Annotated in this window: 8 protein-coding genes; 3 read left to right on the top strand and 5 right to left on the bottom strand. The window is 60.6% G+C overall.

Annotated features, from left to right (window positions below):
* Positions 1–9 precede the first annotated feature (9 nt).
* Positions 10–1197 (top strand): glycosyltransferase family protein, encoded by a 1188-nt coding sequence (locus NAT49_RS01375; protein ID WP_251589761.1) that lies wholly within the window; start codon positions 10–12, stop codon positions 1195–1197.
* On the opposite strand, the gene NAT49_RS01370 is transcribed toward NAT49_RS01375, so the two are convergent.
* Positions 1194–3011: an SEC-C domain-containing protein gene (locus NAT49_RS01370; protein ID WP_251589759.1), complete on the bottom strand. Its 1818-nt coding sequence runs from the start codon at positions 3009–3011 to the stop codon at positions 1194–1196. The genes NAT49_RS01375 and NAT49_RS01370 overlap by 4 nt on opposite strands.
* A 169-nt stretch (positions 3012–3180) precedes the next feature.
* Between NAT49_RS01370 and NAT49_RS01365 the strand changes: the two genes are divergently transcribed.
* On the top strand, positions 3181–5082 hold the full coding sequence (locus NAT49_RS01365; protein WP_251589757.1) for a hypothetical protein: 1902 nt from the start codon (positions 3181–3183) through the stop codon (positions 5080–5082).
* Between the two features lie 149 nt (positions 5083–5231).
* Positions 5232–7205 carry a DNA topoisomerase III gene (locus NAT49_RS01360; RefSeq protein ID WP_251589755.1) on the top strand — a complete coding sequence of 658 codons (1974 nt, stop codon included), beginning with the start codon at positions 5232–5234 and terminating at the stop codon, positions 7203–7205.
* Between the two features lie 67 nt (positions 7206–7272).
* Here the strand turns inward: NAT49_RS01360 and NAT49_RS01355 are convergent, their stop codons facing one another.
* The 4 genes from NAT49_RS01355 to relA form a co-directional block, all read right to left on the bottom strand.
* The gene (locus NAT49_RS01355; protein WP_251589753.1) at positions 7273–7902 is read right to left on the bottom strand and encodes a superoxide dismutase; all 630 of its coding nucleotides are present in this window, start codon (positions 7900–7902) and stop codon (positions 7273–7275) included.
* 173 nt (positions 7903–8075) lie between these two features.
* Positions 8076–10727 carry a phosphoenolpyruvate carboxylase gene (gene ppc / locus NAT49_RS01350; RefSeq protein WP_251589752.1) on the bottom strand — a complete coding sequence of 884 codons (2652 nt, stop codon included), beginning with the start codon at positions 10725–10727 and terminating at the stop codon, positions 8076–8078.
* A gap of 138 nt (positions 10728–10865) precedes the next feature.
* On the bottom strand, positions 10866–11687 hold the full coding sequence (gene mazG / locus NAT49_RS01345; protein WP_251589749.1) for a nucleoside triphosphate pyrophosphohydrolase: 822 nt from the start codon (positions 11685–11687) through the stop codon (positions 10866–10868).
* A complete protein-coding gene (gene relA / locus NAT49_RS01340) occupies positions 11684–13957 on the bottom strand; it encodes a GTP diphosphokinase (RefSeq protein ID WP_251589747.1) in 2274 nt (757 codons plus the stop codon). The genes mazG and relA overlap by 4 nt, the downstream gene beginning before the upstream one ends.
* Positions 13958–14002: the final 45 nt, after the last annotated feature.

Below are 14002 nucleotides of genomic sequence, written 5' to 3'. Positions count from 1 at the left end.
AGAACGTCGATGCAAGTGATCATTCTTGCCGATCGCATGGGTCAGGAAATGGCCCCGATGGATCAGCGCTATCCGCCTGCCCTGCTGCCGCTCGTCGGGCGCAGCGTGCTGGAACGCAATCTGGACCTCCTGGCGGATACGCCCAACATTCAGGCAGCGTGCCTGCTGTATGGGCGCTCGTCGGAGTTGTTTCGCGCGATGTTCAATCGAAGCGACCGCTGGGGCATGCCGATCGAGCTTTATCCGGTCATTGGCGAGCGTGACCCGCGCGAACACCTACTGCGTCTGGGCGGCAACGTGATGTACCCCTGCCTTGTGGTACGCGGTGATATTCTGCTGCACCCCGACTGGATCAAGGCACCCGGCAAGGACGCGCCCGTCGTGGTCGCCCGGGGCCCGGAGGATCTTAACCTGATTCGCCTTCGCTGGAGCGAGCTTCGAGAGGAGCGCACGTTGAGCCCGTGCCTGCTCGCCTCGCTTTCGGATTATCACCAGTTGACGATGGATATCCTGCAGCGCCAGACGCCGGTAGCCCCGCATGGCACCGAGGTTCTGGACAGACTCTGGGGCTCGGCCGGCACGGCAACGCCAGACACGTCCGTACTTGAACAGGGATTCATGGGGGCAGTTGCCCATGTTGAGCGAGGGGCCTGGCTTACCGGCCACTGCAGCCTCGAAACCGGCTGCTATCTCGAGGAAGGCGCCGAACTCGAAAACATGGTCGTGATGCCCTACTCCCATGTAGGCGGCGTGCAGCGCCTTAAAAACGGCATCTATTACGAGGGGCAACTGCTCGACCCCAAACTCGGCTACTGGTTCAAGGACCGTCGTCAGGCCGGTACGCTGGTGCTTCGCGGCGTGGCCTTCAAACCGCAACACCGACCGGGCAAGAGCGAGCGCCTGCTCTCGGCACTGCTTTGGGTCATGGTGCTGCCGCTTGCCGGCAAGACACGGGCACTGCGTGGGGAGCTTGCCAAGGTGGTGGGTCAGCAGCAGCGCCTGTTCGGCCCCAACATCGAACACACACCAGCCATTCTCGGCTACGCCGCTCGTGTGACCCGCGGCGTTTTCATCGGCCCAAAGCGCCGCCTACGCCCCGACATCGTGGCCGACTGCATCGATGCGATTCGCTTGACCGAATACCCCAAGCTTCGCCAGGTCCTGCTTCGAATGGTCTCGTTGAAGCGGGGCCACTAAAACCGCTTGAGTGCCCGCTTCAACCAGTCGATGGCACCTGGCGTTGCAAGCCACTGGCCGCGCAACAGCACACGATACTGCCAGGCCTCGCCACGAGAGCCTGGCGCCACAGAATGGGCTTCATTGTGCTCACGCTTGGGGTTGGCCCTGGCAAGAAGGGTCAGCATGTGGGGGTTGTGCTGATGAATGAGGGAAAGTGCCCCTTGCGCCTCATCCATGCGTCCGAGCCGGTAGAACACCAGTGCGCGCCCGACCAACAGACCAAGCCAGTCTGACTGCTCGGGCAGGAGCGGGTCGACCAGTGACAGGGCCTTGTCGTCCTCGCCCTGACGCAGGTGCTGTTCGAGCAGAACCTCTCGAAGCCCTAGATCGTCCTGCTTGTCGAGACTCAAAAGCCGCTCCGACAACGCTTTCGAGCGAAGCGGATCACCGCGCTCCATTCCCATGATCAGACCGAGCCCGAGCTGGTAGATGATGTCGTTGTCCCCCTCTTCCCAGCTGAAGACACCCTGTTCCTGCTCGATGCAGCCAAGCCACAGCTCGAACTGTTTGGCGATCGGTTCGAAAAAGGGCCGCATCATCCACGGCAGATTGCCAAACCGGACGGCCAGCGCCATGGTCAGCTCCTGCAAAATGGCAGGAGTTGCCAGCCAGTCCGGGTGCTCGCACAGCCCATCGAGCCACTTGAGCGCATCGACCCACAGGTCGCTGCTGGCGTTCTTGCCGGGCTCACCTACATCGTCGGCGGTAAAGTATTGGCGCCACTGCGTGTAATCCGCTGTGTGGTCAGCCGTGGGCAGATACATGAGCGTGCCGCATTCATTGCGGCTCAGCGGCAGCTCTTCGACCGGCGGGTATTCCATGAGGACCGTGGACAGCATGGCAAGCGGCTCGGCAAGCTCTTCCTCGGAATAGATCATCTGCTCAGCGAGGGTATCTGCCGGCGCATGCGCGAGCTGCTCAAGAAAGTCCAGATACTCTTCATCAAGCCCCGCCTGCCGCTTGAGGCGACGCGCCCAGAAGCCGGCACGCTCGCCGGCTTCCTGGGGTTGGCCTTCATGCAGCAGGAGCATGGTTTCGATGTAGGCAAGTGACGGGGCATCGGGAATCAGCTTGAGCGCCTTCAAGAACGCGTCTCGTGCCCCGCTCAGGTCGTCGCTGTCCATGAACGCAAGGCAGACCCGCTCGAGCGCCGCACCTTTCAGAAAATTCGGGCCCCGATCGACGATATCATCAACGAACGCGTCCTTTTTCCGCGTGAAGCCGCGCTCATGATAGACGTCCGTCAGAAGCTCAAAGGCCGACTCGGACGTTTCAGGCGTGGCTTCCCACTCATCGAGCTGAAAAAAGGCTTCGAGCAGGCGCTGGGCGCGACCGAGCTGGCCGGTTTCGACGCTGATGATGGCGGCCTCGAGCAGGGCCTGGGTCGGCGCCTTAAGTGACAGAAGCGCACGACGAAGACGCTCCCCCCGCCATTCCTGCAGGCTCAACATCCACATCAGATGTGAAGGCACAGGCCCGGGCAGGGTCACCGCTCCGCAGCAGCGATCGAACCGCTTGCCCGAATCGCACCAGCAGGGCTCATCAACGGCGGGCGGCGCCAACGGTTCGCAGGCAAAGCCGCACCGGACCAAGGGCGTCTGGTTCCAGAGAAGCGGCGTCAACGCCTGGGCAAGCGACACATCGTCGCCTAAAAGCGTTGCGCCCTCGCGTCGGGCCCAGCGCGTAAGTTCGGGGTACTGCTCGTCTTGATGGATGACGGCCTGCGCTTTCGTGGCAAACCCAAGCAACTGATCAACCCAATTCGCCAACATTCAAAGTGTTCCCTGCGCCATCATGTATTTGTGCCACATCCCACGCCAAAGATTTCTACCCGAACAGGATACGCAAGCCGCTTTGTGACCGCCAGACGAAGGCGGTACTATAGCCACTCGGTCCGCCAAGTCAGCGGCCGATGACCCATCCTGTCGCTTAAGGTTTCTTGTGCTGCCTCTTCCCCTACTCAAACGCCGCGCAGACGAAAAACGCACCTCAACAGTCAGCCTCGAACGTGAAGGCCGTGATGAAATCCGGCGAATCACCCAGGCGGTCGAAAAGGTGCCGTGGTCGATCAGCCTGATGCAGATCCTCTGGACCGCCGGACCCGTCACTCTGATTGGTGCCTGGGGCGGCTACCTCATGGGGTATGGCAAGGCACCGACCATGGAAAACTACGTGTTTTTCATCTCCTACACGGTCATTACGGGTGTGGCCGGGGTACTGGCCAATCTGGTGCATCATTTGACCCGAGGACGCCAATACGAGCGTACCGAAGCCAAGATTTCGCGCGTCATCGATACGCTTCCGGATCTGATTCTCACCACCCGCAACCTGATCGTTGAAAGTCTGGAGGGCGATGCCCGACGGCGTGAAGCAGCCGCCATGCTGCTCAGAAAGCAGGACCTGTCCCCTGAGGGGGTCGAACTGGCCGTTCAGGAGCTTTTAAACGATGCGGATTCGGCGCGAATCATAGCACGGATCGACATCTATCGCCGGGTCGGGCTATACGCCCGTATCCGGGATTTGAACAGCCTCTACAGCGACACGCTGGAGCCTCAGTTCACAGACCTTGCCGACGTTGCGCCGGAAGCCATCGGCCTTCTGCGGGATCGTTTCTACGGCATCGCGCCCAATCTCCATCACGGCGTGCCGCGCGATGACAACTTTCTCGAGCGAATTCTCGCCGCCAGCGAGCAGGACAACGACCTGCTGATGACGCTTCAGGACGTGGAGGAATTGTTGATTCTCGCGTTTGAGCTGATCAGCGGGCGCGAGATCACCATGCTGACGTTCGAGTACCGCGGTCAATGGCACCTGGCGCGGGCGCTCGATCAGCTCGAGGACGCGCGCGCGCGCTATCGCATCGCACAGGCCACCGGGCTTTCACGCGTGAAGGCATTGACGGTCTATCTCGCCGAACAGTCGGACACCCTGGTTGAGGACGCCGCGTCCGGCCTTCGCGCCGAAGTCCTCCTGGCCCGCTCTCGTGAGGCGATGGATGCGCTGGCCGATCAGATCGTACGCGACGCCGCAGACCTCGAGCGCGCATTCGACAGCCAGCTTCGTGCCCGCCTTCGACAGCAATCGGACATCCTGACCAACGCCTTGAAGCTCTTCAAGAGTGTGCAGGAGGCTTATGAAAACGCCGGCCGCAGCCACGCACAGCTACTGCGTCTGTCGACCCGCTGGGAGGAAATGCATTCAAGCGAGAAGCAGACCCAGAAACTTCGAACCGGGCGCGGACGGCGAGGCCTTCGCGTTCGCGAAAAACGCATCGCGCTCGACGATGCGGCCAAGGCTGACGTCTGCCGGGCACTGTCAAAACTGATGCAGGGCGTCAATATTCGCCACTGGGGGCACCCCCGCCATACGCCCTTGAGCCATGAAACGCTGCTCAATCACGGCTCGGATACGCTTAAACGGTTCGCCATCGATGTGGCCCTGACCCTCGAACCGCATATCCACCTCTCTCGCCCCGAAGTGCAACGCGCGATCAACGCAACCAACGCCGCCTACTTCGGCCAGCTCGAGCCCAACATGTCGGCGCCGGCCAAGGCCGCGATCGGCGCGGCCATGGTCAAGAGCATTGAGCCGGATCTATCGCGCTCTGCCGAATCCCTGGCTCTGGCACTGGTGCGCCACTATGGCGTACCACTGGACGATTCGGCGGCCGAGTTTCTGATCACGCATTACAAGGCGCGTGAGGCGACACTCAGCATGATCGCCGGCTATCACAGCGCCGACTACAGCCCGGTGAGCCTTCTGACCCATCGCCCCCCGGTTATCGGCAAGCGCCCGCGGAAATGGTACCGCGCGCTGGTTCGGGCGCGTCGAGCGCTGGGCTAGCTCCCGGATCAGCAGTGTTATAAATCGAAAGTGCCCTGAATCGAAAGTACTTTGAGTCGACAGTACTTTGAGTCGACAGTGCCCTGGATCGACAGTCCCCCTGACCGTGGTTACCATGACACTGTATAAAACCACATGGATTTGATGTTTTGCGCCTGATCATCGCCGAAAAACCAAGCGTGGGCCGCGCGGTTGCGGAGGTTCTGCCGAAACCGCACCAGAAAGGCGACGGATTCATCCGTACCGCCAAGGGCGACGTGGTGACCTGGTGTATCGGTCACCTCCTCGAGCAGGCCGAGCCCGAGGCTTATGACCCCGCCTACAAGAGCTGGAAGCGCGCGCATCTTCCAATCGTCCCGAGCGAGTGGAAGCAACAGATCAAGTCAAAGACCCGCCAGCAGTTCACCACGGTCAAGAAGCTGATCAGGGAGGCCGATCAGCTCATCAACATGGGCGACCCCGACCGGGTCGGCCAGATTCTGGTCGATGAGGTGATCAATCATTCAGGTATCAGCAAGGCCAAGCGCGCCGCCACCCTTCGCTGCCTGGTCAATGACATGAACCCGGCCGCGATCAAGAAAGCCCTGGATGATCTTCGCCCGAACAGCGATTTCATCCCGCTTGCCACCTCGGCGCTTGCACGGGCGCGGGCCGATTGGCTCTACGGCATCAACATGACCCGCCTGTGCACCCTGCTCGGTCAAAACGCAGGCTACAACGGCGTGTTGTCGATCGGGCGGGTACAAACGCCGGTGCTTGGCCTTGTGGTTCATCGCGATGAAGCCATCGAACAGTTCGTACCCAAGCCGTTTTACGAGGTCGTCGTCACGCTTGCCACCGCAGCCGGTGATACCTTCAGCGCCAAGTGGGTCCCGAGCGAGGCCTGCGCCCCGTACATGGACGACGACGGTCGGGTGCTTTCAAGAAAGCTTGCCGACACCGTTGTAAAGAAAGTAACCGGAAAACCCGGCCACGTTCGAAACGTCGAGCGCACAGTCAAAAAGCAGGCTGCGCCGCTGCCCTATAATCTGTCCACGCTTCAGATCGACGCCTCGAAACGCTTCAACCTGAACGCCCAGAAAACACTGGATATCTGCCAGCAGCTCTATGAGCGCCACACCCTGATTACCTACCCGCGTTCGGACTGTCGGTATTTACCCAAGGGACACTACAGCGACCGGCACACGGTCACTCAGGCCATCGCCAAAACCAGCGACGCGCTTTTTGATCCGGCCCAGCAGGCAAATCTTGACCTCAAGAGCAAGGCCTGGAACGACGCCAAGGTGGGCGCACACCACGCCATTATTCCGACATCCAAGGCGGTATCGGCCGACCGGCTGACCCAGGATGAAAAGAATATCTACGATCTTGTGGCCCGGCAGTACCTGATGCAGTTCTATCCAGCGTTCGAGTACGCCGAACATCAGATCGACAGTCAGGTTGAAGGTGGGCTATTCGTTGCCAAACAGACATCGGTTCTGAGGGACGGCTGGAAAACCCTGCTGCCGCCCCGAAAAGGCACCAAGGCGTCCGAATGTTCATCATCACCTCTGCCCGAGGTCAACGTTGGAGACGATCTCACCTGCCGCGAGGCCCGGGTGGATGACAAGGAAACCAGCCCGCCGAAACGGTTCACCGATGCAGGCCTTCTATCGGCCATGACCGGTATCGCGCGATTTGTCTCCGACCCTGACATCCGGAAGGTGCTCAAGGATACCGACGGGCTCGGCACGGAAGCCACCCGCGCCGGCATTATCGAGCTGCTGTTCAAACGTGGATTTTTGACCAAAAAAGGCAAGGAAATCCACTCGACCGATATCGGCCGCCAACTCGTGAAAAGCCTGCCTAATCGAATGGTTGTGCCTGACATGACCGCACATTGGGAATCCCAGCTCGAGGCCATCAGCGACAAGCGAATGCGTTATGCGCAGTTCATGCAGCCGCTCACCCATGAACTCAAAACGCTGATTTCGGAGGTCGAGCGCAGCGATTTCTCGGCACTTCGAGGCAAGGGAAGCAAGGGAAGCAAGGGAAGCAAGGGAAGCAAGGGAAGCAAGGGAAGCAAGGGCGACAAGAGCAAGAAAACAACGCGTCGTCAACGAGCGCCAAGGAAAACCTCCTGACCGATCATGTCACAGCCATAAAAAAACCCGGCCTAGGCCGGGTTTTTCGCGTGTGCAGGAAGACCGGTTATTTGGCCGCCTGATAGCGCTTTTCAACTTCGTCCCAGTTGACGAGGTTCCAGAACGCCTTGATGTAGTCCGGGCGACGGTTCTGGAAGTTCAGATAGTACGCATGCTCCCAGACGTCGAGTCCTAGAATCGGCGTAGCGGAGGCGCCGCCGAAGGATTCAGGCATCAGGGCGCTGTCTTGGTTGGCCGTCGAAGTGACGATCAGCTTGCCGTCTTTGACTGCAAGCCAGGCCCAACCGGAACCGAAACGGCCTTTCGCCGCGGTTTCGAACTGTTCCTTGAACGCATCGACGCTGCCAAAGGTTTCCTTGATCGCGTCTGCCACGTCGCCTTTCGGCTCACCGCCACCTTCAGGAGACAGAACAGTCCAGAACAGGCTGTGGTTGGCGTGACCGCCAGCGTTATTGCGCACGGCAGTGCGCTGAGCTTCCGGGACCTGATCGATTTTCTGAACAAGTTCCTCGGCTGACAGCTGGCCAAGCTCTTCCGGGAGTTTTTCCAACGCGCCATTGGCATTGGTCACGTAGGTGTTGTGGTGCTTGGTGTGGTGAATTTCCATGGTCATCGCGTCGAAATGCGGCTCGAGCGCGTTGTACGCATACGGAAGTTCAGGAAGCTGATAAGCCATTGGAAGGACTCCTTTTACGACAGCTTTCGGTTTTACGGGAAGGCACCTTCATGTGCCCGCTCTAAAACCACGATCGGCAGCGGCAAGATTGCCACTGCCACATGTTGTTCTACCCCACAACATTAGGTGCCATGAGACGCATTTCAAGGGCGGGCTTCTAAAAAAATTTTGCGTTAGCCGGTATTTCGAAGCCCGGCGGCGATTCCAGCCATACTGACCATCAGCGCCCTGGAAAGCTCCGAGGAAATCGCGCCGTCGGCGTTGCGATTTCGCTGTAAAAGCTCGGCCTGAACCCCATGGAGCGGATCAAGGTAGGGATTTCGCACCTCGATCGCCTGACGAATCAGCGGCGCATGCTCAAGAAGCTGATCCTGCTCGCGAATCTCGAGCAGCACATCGACAAGCTCGGTAAAGCGCGTTCGAAGCTTCTCGCCCAGCGCACGAAGCAGCGGCTCATCCACCAGACGCTGTTCGTAGTAGGCGGTGATGTCGACATCGGCCTTGGCCAAGAGCATTTCGAGCATGTCGACGTAGGTACCGAAAAATGGCCACTGCTCCATCATTTCGCGCAGCACGCCAAGACCCTCGGCGCTGTCGGCGCGCTGCCGGAAGGCCTCACCGCTACCAAGCCAGGCCGGCAGCATCAGACGCGTCTGTGTCCAGGCAAAGATCCAGGGAATCGCTCTGAGCGTTTCGACCCCGCCGTCCTGTCGGCGCTTGGCCGGGCGCGAGCCGAGCGGCAGGCGCGACAGCGCGGTTTCAGGCGTGACAGCGCGGAAATACGGTACGAAGCTCGGATCCTCACGCACCACGCTTCGATATACCTCGTGCGCACAGCGCGCCAGCGTATCCATCTCATCGCGCCAGTGCTGCTTGGGCTTGGGCGGCGGCAGAAGCGAGGCCTCGAGCACCGCGCAGGCGTAGATTTCCATCGACCGCACGGCAATGCCGGGCTGGCCGAACTTGAAACGGATCATCTCGCCCTGCTCGGTGACGCGCAGACTGCCATTGACGGAGCCGGGGGGCTGCGAAAGAATCGCGGCGTGCGCCGGGCCGCCACCGCGCCCGACCGTGCCGCCGCGCCCGTGAAAGAGCGTCAGCGAGACGCCCTGCGCCTTGCAGACCTCGACCAGCGTTTCCTGAGCGCGGTACTGCGCCCAGGCCGCCGCCAGTTGACCGGCGTCCTTGGCCGAGTCGGAGTAGCCAATCATCACTTCCTGGCGGTCATCAATTACCGCGCGGTACGCCTCAAACCCAAGCAGGGTGTCGACCACTGAACTTGCGCGATCAAGATCATCAAGGGTTTCAAACAGCGGTGAAATCGGAAGCTTTACGCTGCCGCCGTACTCCTTCATCAACAGCGCCACCGCCAGCACATCGGAAGGCTGGCCTGCCATCGAAATCACGTAGGAACCAAGCGCCTCCTTCGGCTCCGAGGCCACCACCTCGAACGTATCAAGCACTTCGCGCGTTGGCTCGGAGCACTGCCAGTGCGGTGGCACCAACGGCCGCTTGGAGGTGAGTTCCTCGAGCAGAAACCGCTGACGCTGGGCCTCGTCCCAATCAAGATAATGCCCAAGACCCAAATGCTCGGTCAGCTCATCGAGCGCTTCCGAATGGCGCGAGGATTCCTGACGCACATCGAGTTTGGTAAGCGTCACACCGAAACACGCCACTCGCCGAAGGGTGTCCAGCAGCGCGCCGTTGGCGATGGTGTGAAGACCGCAGTCACACAGGGAGCGGTAGCACAGCAGAAGCGGTGCGAAGAGCTGTTCGCGTGTCTCGATGACAGCCACCGACGGCGTGAACGGCTTGCCGTCAAGGCGCGCCTTGGCCCAGTCACGGGTTTCTTCCACGCGGTGCAGCAACCGTCTCAAGAGCTCCCGGTAAGGTTCGGCCACATCGCCGGTTTCCGCGCGAAGCGCAGAGGTGGCCTTCCACATCGAGAGCTCACGCTTGAGCTGAAGAAGATCCCGCGCGTAGAGATCCGCCGCCATCCACCGTCCGAGCAACAGCACTTCCCGGGTCACACTGGCGGTCACGTTCGGGTTGCCATCGCGGTCACCGCCCATCCAGGAGGCAAAACGCAGCGGCGAGGCGTCAAGCGGCAGCCGCTCACCGGCAAGCTCGAGCAGCCGATTGTCCAGATCACGGTAGAACTCGGGCACCGCCTGCCACAGCGAATTCTCGATGACGGCAAAGCCCCAGCGCGCTTCATCGACCGGTGTTGGGCGTTCCTTGCGAATCTCGTCGGTGTGCCAGGCTTGGCTTACCAGCTCGGTCAAACGACTGCTGACCCGCGTTTCAAGCTCGGGATGATCAGTTGCCTGCTCGAGCAGCGTCAGACATTCATCAATGGCGTCGTATTTCTGGATCAGCGTGCGCCGTACGACCTCGGTCGGGTGCGCCGTTAGAACGAGCTCGACCCGCATTTCCTCGAATGCCCGAATGATGGCCTGAGCGTCGTGGCCCTTTTGATGAATGCGCTCCAGAAGCTCGCCCATCTCAGGCTGGCTACCGGGACGATAATCCTCGACCCGGCGCGCTCGAGTGCGGTAGTGCTGCTCGGCGAGGTTGGCAAGGTTCAGGAACTGGTTGAACGCACGGGTGACGGGCAACAATTCACTTTCGGGGAGCCGGCGCAGGTAATCGATCAGTTCCTTGCGCTCATCACTGCCCTCACGCCGCCCGTCCTTGGCCAGCGCGCGAATGCGTTCGATCTTGGCCAGGAAATCCTTGCCCATGTCCGAGGCGATGGTCTGTCCCAGGTTGTCGCCGAGAATACGAACGTTTTCTCTCAAGGACTCGTGCAAGTCATCGCTCATGGTGATCCCCCTTAGTGTATTGACGGTGCTGCGCTAGCAGCTTAGCCGAGAAACCCGGTTCAATGCTGTCACCCGCGCATAAAAAATGCGACCTAGGTCGCATTTTAAAGGCGTCGGCTCAGCCGCGAGGCACCCGCGTCAACGCTCCTGACGCTTGGCCGCTTGCCAGTGCGCTTCCATTGTGTCGAGCGACGCTGATTCAAGCGCACCGCCCTCATCGCCGATCGCGCGTTCAACGTAGCGAAACCGCCGCTCGAACTTGGCGTTGGTGCGCCTAAGCGCCTGTTCCGGATCGATCCCCTGCTTGCGGGCAAGGTTCACGACCGAAAACAGCACATCGCCCAGTTCGTCCTCACAGGCATCAGCCTGGCCCTCGGCCATGGCCTGCTCAAGTTCTGCAAGCTCTTCATGCACCTTGGCAAGCGCGCCCCGGGCGTCCGGCCAATCGAACCCGCCTCGCGCGGCGCGCTTTGAAAGCTTGCCCGCCCGGGTCAGGGCCGGAAGCCCGACCGGCACGTCATCAAGCAGCGAGGATGCATCCCGCGTTTCGCGCTCGTAAGCCTTGATCGCTTCCCAGCGGGCGTTGATTGACGCCTCATGCTGAGAGTTACCGTCGTTCTTTTCGCCGTAGAGCGTGCCATCGAGAAACACGTGCGGGTGGCGACGCACCATCTTGCGCACCAACGTATCGATCACATCATCAAGATCGAACCTGGCGTCCTCATCGGCAATCTGGGCGTAGAACACCACCTGAAACAGTAAATCGCCAAGCTCCCCCGGCAGCTCATCGAAGGCCTTGCACTCGATGGCGTCGGCCACTTCGTACGCCTCTTCTATCGTATGCGGCACGATCGTTTCGAAGCGCTGCTTGAGGTCCCACGGGCACCCCTGCTCCGGGTCGCGAAGCGTGGCCATCAAATAGCGCAGATCGCTCAATGTGTACGGGGTCGCCGCGGTCATGGTTCGCCTCGCTCTGATGGGCCGCCCTGACGCAGCCGCTTGATGTCGGTCACATTGGAGAGTTGCTGAATACGGCTGAACAGACGCCCCAGCGCTTCGATGCTCGACACCTCGAGCGTGATATTGAGCGTGGCCATATGCTCCTGCGTATTGGTGCGGGTATTGACCGAGAGCACGTTGACCTTCTCGCCGGTCAACACGGTAGTGACGTCACGAAGCAACCCGTTTCGGTCCCAGGCCTGAATTTCAATGTCGACCGGGTACTGCGCGATTTGACGATCGCCCCACTCGACCTCGACGATGCGCTGGGGCTCATCGCTTTTGAGCTGCAACAGATTGGGGCAATCCTGACGGTGAATGGTCACACCCCGGCCCTGGGTGATGAACCCGACAATCTGATCGCCGGGCACCGGATGGCAGCAGTTGGCCATCTGCGTCTTGAGATTGCCGACCCCGAGCACCGTGATGCTGTCGCTGTCGGGTGCGGCGCCCTTGCGGGGGCGAGTCAGGAGTCGATCGAGCTGCTCCTGGTCGGAATCGTCTTCACCGAACAGGTTCTGCGCCTGGGAAAGCACCTGACCGATGCGAAGGTCACCCGCGCCGATCGCTGCGTACATGTCATCAACGGCGGTGTAATTGACCGCCTTGGCAAGCTTTACGCGGTCAAGGTTGTCCAGATCGAGCCGCTTGAACTCTTTTTCAAGCAGTGAACGCCCCTCTTCCAGATTCTGCGCGCGGTCCTGTTCCTTGAACCGCGACTGAATCTTGGCGCGCGCCCGCGAAGTTCGAACGAAGCCGAGGCTTGGGTTGAGCCAGTCGCGGCTTGGCCCGCCGCGGGTCGCGGTCAGGATCTCGACCTGCTGCCCGGTCTTTAGAAGATAGGTCAGCGGCACGATCCGGCCATTGACCTTCGCGCCCCGGCACAGATGGCCGACTTCGGTATGAACGCGGTAGGCGAAATCGATCGGGGTGGCCTTGCTCGGCAGGTCAATAACGTGGCCTTCGGGGGTGAATACATAGATGCGGTCCGGGGCCACGTCCGAGCGAAGCCCCTGACTGATGTCACCAAGCTCACCAAGCTCTTCCTGCCACTCGAGCACTTGCCGTAGCCAGGCGATCTTTTCTTCATAGCCGCGGCTCTTGGAATCGACATCGGTGCCCTTGTACCGCCAGTGGGCGCAGACCCCGAGCTCGGCCTCCTCGTGCATGTCGAAGGTACGCACCTGGATTTCGAGCACCTTGTTTTCAGGCCCGATGACCGCGGTATGCAGCGACTGATAGCCGTTTTTCTTGGGGTTGGCGATGTAGTCGTCGAATTCATTGGGGACGTGGTGCCATTTCGAATGCACCAGTCCGAGCAGCGTGTAGCAGTCGGCGACTTTCGGGACCAGAATGCGGACGGCACGCACGTCATAGACTTCAGAGAAATCGATGCGCTTGCGCTTCATCTTTCGCCAGATCGAATAGATGTGCTTGGCGCGCCCGGAAATATCGTAGGGCACGATGCCCTGCTCGGTGAGCATGGTCTCGAGCATCGAGATTACTTCCGAAATGTAGCGGTCGCGATCAAGGCGCTTTTCGGAAAGCTGCTTGGCAATCGATTTGTAGTCCGTTTCATGCAGATAGCGAAACGACAGGTCCTCGAGCTCCCACTTGAGCTGTCCGACCCCGAGCCGATGGGCCAGCGGCGCGTAGATATCGAATACCTCACGGGCCACGCGCAGGCAGCGCTCGCGCGAGCTGTTGCGAACCTCGCGCAGCATGCAGGTTCGCTCCACGATCTTAATCAGCGCCACCCGCACGTCATCGATCATGGTCACCAGCATCTTGCGCAGGTTGTCCTGCTGGTTGTGCTGGTCGAGCCCGTGGGCAGGCGCTTGGAGCTGGCTGATGGCGGCCATTTTCAGTACGCCATCCACCAACTGACCGACTTCAGAGCCGAACTCCTTGGTAACGGCCTCGACCGTGGTCAGGGATTCACGCACGCAGCGGTAAAGCACGGCCGCAATCAGCGCCGACTCATCGAGCTTGAGCTCGGCAACGATGCTTGCCATCTCAAGTCCGATATGGAGACTTGCGCCCGGGTCGCGCCAGGCACTTTCCGAATGACGTGCCTCCGCCTCCACCGCCAGGCGCTCGGCAAGCCGGCAGGCCCGGGCAAACCGATCGGGCTCCTTGAGCGGCACCTGAGCGGCAAACGCCTCAAGCCACGCGGTGACATCGATTCGCCCGTCGGCGCCGAGCGGCTGAGACTCTCGTACTTTTACCATGGCCTATCCCCCATCCGGGGTCTCCCGTAAGACTTCGTTCTTGAT

Source organism: Larsenimonas suaedae (assembly GCF_023712105.1).
GTDB lineage: Bacteria > Pseudomonadota > Gammaproteobacteria > Pseudomonadales > Halomonadaceae > Larsenimonas > Larsenimonas suaedae.
This window is presented reverse-complemented; position numbering and strand designations above follow the sequence as displayed.

Excerpts from the sequence above, each read along its gene's own strand:
- ppc (WP_251589752.1), bottom strand. The coding sequence starts at position 10,727 with ATGAGCGATGACTTGCACGAGTCCTTGAGAGAAAACGTTCGTATTCTC.
- NAT49_RS01370 (WP_251589759.1), bottom strand. The coding sequence starts at position 3,011 with ATGTTGGCGAATTGGGTTGATCAGTTGCTTGGGTTTGCCACGAAAGCG.
- NAT49_RS01375 (WP_251589761.1), top strand. The coding sequence starts at position 10 with ATGCAAGTGATCATTCTTGCCGATCGCATGGGTCAGGAAATGGCCCCG.
- mazG (WP_251589749.1), bottom strand. The coding sequence starts at position 11,687 with ATGACCGCGGCGACCCCGTACACATTGAGCGATCTGCGCTATTTGATG.
- relA (WP_251589747.1), bottom strand. The coding sequence starts at position 13,957 with ATGGTAAAAGTACGAGAGTCTCAGCCGCTCGGCGCCGACGGGCGAATC.
- NAT49_RS01355 (WP_251589753.1), bottom strand. The coding sequence starts at position 7,902 with ATGGCTTATCAGCTTCCTGAACTTCCGTATGCGTACAACGCGCTCGAG.